Raw genomic sequence first — 3,318 nt, forward strand, 5'->3', positions numbered from 1 at the left:
GGGCAGCCTCGACCCGAAGTTCGGCTGAGCTCCAGCCATTTATCCCAGAGCTGCCAGAAGCATCCTGGCAGCTCTGGCGACGGCTGTTTTACTCCGGAGTCTCGGCCTCGGCACGAACCAGCTTGATATCGGCGCCAGCCGCCCATGCGCCGATATCTTCCCGACGCAATGCCGCCGCCATCATGTCTGGAAACAAATCCGGCGTGCAGGCGAAGACCGGAATACCGAGGGCGGCCACCGAGCCTGCCATCTTCGGGTCATAACCCGGCCTGCCCTGGTCGGTCAGCGCCAGAAGCACCACGACGTTGACGCCGGAGCGAACGAGTGCAGCAAGCCGCTGCAGCAATTCCTGCCCGTTGCCGCCCTCATAAAGGTCGGTGATCAGCACCATATGCGACTTGGTCGGCCGTTCGATGCGGTCCGCGCAATAGGCCACGGCCTGGTTGATGTCGGTGCCGCCGCCCAGCTGCACGCCGAACAGGACTTCGACAGGATCGCTAAGCTCCTCGGTCAGATCGACGATCGCCGTGTCGAAGCAGACAAGCTTGGTCCGCACGACCGGCAGGGAAGCCATCACCGCGGCGAAGATGGAGGCGTAGATCACCGAGCTTGCCATCGAGCCCGACTGGTCGACGCACAGCACCACCTCATCCAGGTCGACCAGCCTTCGCTGTTTGCGCATGAAGCCGACCAGCTTCTCCGGCACGATGGTTTTGTGCTCGGGCTGGTAATGGCGAAGGTTGGCTGAGATCGTACGCGGCCAGTCGATGTCGCGCTGGCGTGGGCGGTTGGTGCGCTGCGACCGGTCGACCGCGCCGCGGATCGCCTCGGCTGTCTTCTGCTCCAGCCGCTGCATCAGCTTGGCGACGATATCGGCGATGATCGTGCGCGCAATGTCCTTGGTCTTGGCCGGCATGACCGAGCGCAGCGAAATCAGGTCGGCGACGAGATTGACGTCGGCCTCGATCGCCTTAAGGAATTCCGGCTCCATCAGCATCTGCTTCAGGTTGAGCCGTTCGAAGGCATCCTTCTGGACGATCTGGACGACCTGTGCGGGAAAGAACGATCTGATATCGCCCATCCACTGTGCCACCCTTGGCGCCGAGCGGCCGAGGCCGCCGCGCCGCTTGCGCGGATCGGCGGCCGCATCGCCGGCACCATCGCCGTAAAGCGCATCGAGCGCCGCCGAAAGCCGCTTGTCGGTGTCGGACAGCGCTGACGAGGTTTCCTCATCGGCACCGATCGCCAGGCGCCAGCGGCGCTCCCGTCCGTCGCCGGCCTGGATTGGTTCGCTCATTTCGGCCTCGTCATCCATTGCCGCTCCCTCCCGTCAGCAAGGGTCCGAGCCGTTCAAGATGGCGGCGCCACGCTTCGCCGCCATCCGGAGTCGGCGTCAGTCCGGCAGGCAGGCGTGCGGCGCGGCCGAGCACCGCTTCGATCAACCGCCGCCGCTCCATCGAGTCCAGATGCGAAAAGACCCGGCGCAGCAACGGCAGATGCGCAATGAAGGCGTCTTCGTCGAGGGATGCGAGCCAGGCATCCACCGCACCGCGCAGGCCCTCGTCGTAGATCAGCCGTTGGCCGGCAGTGCTGAAGAAACCCTCGAAGAACCCTGCAGCCTCGGTGACAGGCGTTCCTGGAGACAGACGTCGTGCGATCAGACCGGTTGCCGCGTCGGCTGACAGATGGCCGGCTTCGTAGAGCAGATGCGCGGCACAGCCTGCCACCAGCGCCGTCGAGCGCGATCCATCGAGCACCGCAGCCAGCCCATTGCGCCAGGCGTCCAGCACGTCCTGTTCAGGCTCGACCAGACTGATCGCTTCGTCGGCCTTGCGCATGGCGCCGACCAGCGTCGTGGATGCCTGGGCATCGAGGTCGCGGGCGGCATAGGCGAGCGCGATCCCGCCTTCGACGATCAGCCGCTCCAGCAGACCGGACAGACGGGCGGTTTCCGTCTTGCGAGCCTCGCCATAGCGGATGATGTCGGCGAGCGGCGGCACCGATGTCAGGATTTCCAGGCATTCGCTGCTGCGGGCTGCCCGTTCCTCCAAGGCCGCGAGACCGGCGATCGACGCTTCCGACAGGTTTGCCGTGATGGCGCCCTGGACCAGTGCGGCCATCGCATCAAGAGACGTCGCCGCGCCGATCATCTGGATCAGCCGACCATTGGCCGCCTTTTCGATGGTTGGTCCGTAGACCAGGTTCTCCACCAGTCGAACGGCATACTCAGGTTCCCACGACAGCGTCCAACGCTCGCGAAAGGTGCCGCGGCTACGGCCGCTGTCGATGAGTTTGCCCCAATGCACGCCAAGCACGGACAGCCGGTGCAGCAAGGTCGACCGAAACAGCCCGCTCTCGCTGCGCAGATCGACCGATAATTCGCGCTCCAGCGCCTCGGGCTTCAGCCGTGCCGCCTTCTGGTTGCGCTGCAGGTCCTCGATTAGCGGCGCCAGCGGCGTGTCTGGCGGAATTTCACCGACATCGGCGCCCAGCAGCAATTCGGCTTCGACCAGCGCCCACAGCAGCGCTTCCCCGTTGAACAGGGCGGCGATCGCGGCGTCACGCAATTCCTCGAAACCGGGCTTTGGCCGTTCACGGATCACAGCCAGCGTGCGGGCCAGCCGTTCGGCTTCGATCAGCGAGGCGGTCGAGACCATGTGCCCCTTGGCCCTCAGGACCGCCGCGATCTTCGCCAGCCAAAGGACCGAGGCGTCGCCTTGCCCGCGCGTCTGCCACAGATGCTTGCACCAGCCGGGCGCGACAACGCCGGCGCCATAACCGAAGCCCAGCGCCAGACGCGGCCCCGTCCACGGCGCCCAGGTCATCATGCTCTTGCGGCGGGCGAGCCCCTTGAGTAGCGCCTGGTCTTCCTTCAGCGGTCGCGTCGCCTGCAGCGCCGGCACATGGAAAGCACCGCAAACGATAGCGATCGGCCCATCGAATTCCTTTCGCGCGGCGGCGATCTCAAGCCGCATATGCGCTTCGCGTTTCGCCTCAAACGCCGCAAGCGGACCTTCGCCGTCCCGCAGCGTCGTCATCGCGTCGGCTATTGCCGCGAAGATTGGACCCGGCTGCGGGTTCTGCTCGATGATATCAGACCACCAGCTTTCGCCATCCTCATAGCCGGCAGCTTGTGCCAGCGTTCCGATCGGGTCCCGCAGATGCGGCGCCAAGTCAGCCTCGACGTTGGCTTCCGTTCCATCGCTCTCGGTTTCCCCCACGGCCTCAATCGGCGCAGTGCGGGCTGACGACGGCAAATCGATGAAGCGCACTGCCGCATTGTTGGTGACGGCTCAGAGCGTCGCCTGCTACTCCGTC

At 65.4% G+C, this 3,318-nt stretch carries 1 protein-coding gene and 1 pseudogene; both read right to left on the reverse strand.

Going from position 1 to position 3,318, the window contains the following annotated elements; all coding sequences use genetic code 11:
- Positions 1–88 precede the first annotated feature (88 nt).
- On the reverse strand, positions 89–1,315 hold the full coding sequence (locus tag EN939_RS26445) for a VWA domain-containing protein (protein ID WP_127270708.1): 1,227 nt from the start codon (positions 1,313–1,315) through the stop codon (positions 89–91).
- A pseudogene (locus tag EN939_RS26450) lies at positions 1,308–3,281 on the reverse strand (DUF5682 family protein); the annotation flags it as partial. The pseudogene EN939_RS26450 and the gene EN939_RS26445, both read right to left, overlap by 8 nt.
- Between the last annotated feature and the right edge of the window lie 37 nt (positions 3,282–3,318).

The organism is Mesorhizobium sp. M7A.F.Ca.CA.002.05.1.1 (genome assembly GCF_003998335.1).
Classification (GTDB): Bacteria; Pseudomonadota; Alphaproteobacteria; order Rhizobiales; family Rhizobiaceae; genus Mesorhizobium.

What these genes read in the sequence shown, in the direction of transcription:
- EN939_RS26445 (WP_127270708.1), bottom strand. Translation starts at nt 1,315, where the DNA reads ATGGATGACGAGGCCGAAATGAGCGAACCAATCCAGGCCGGCGACGGA.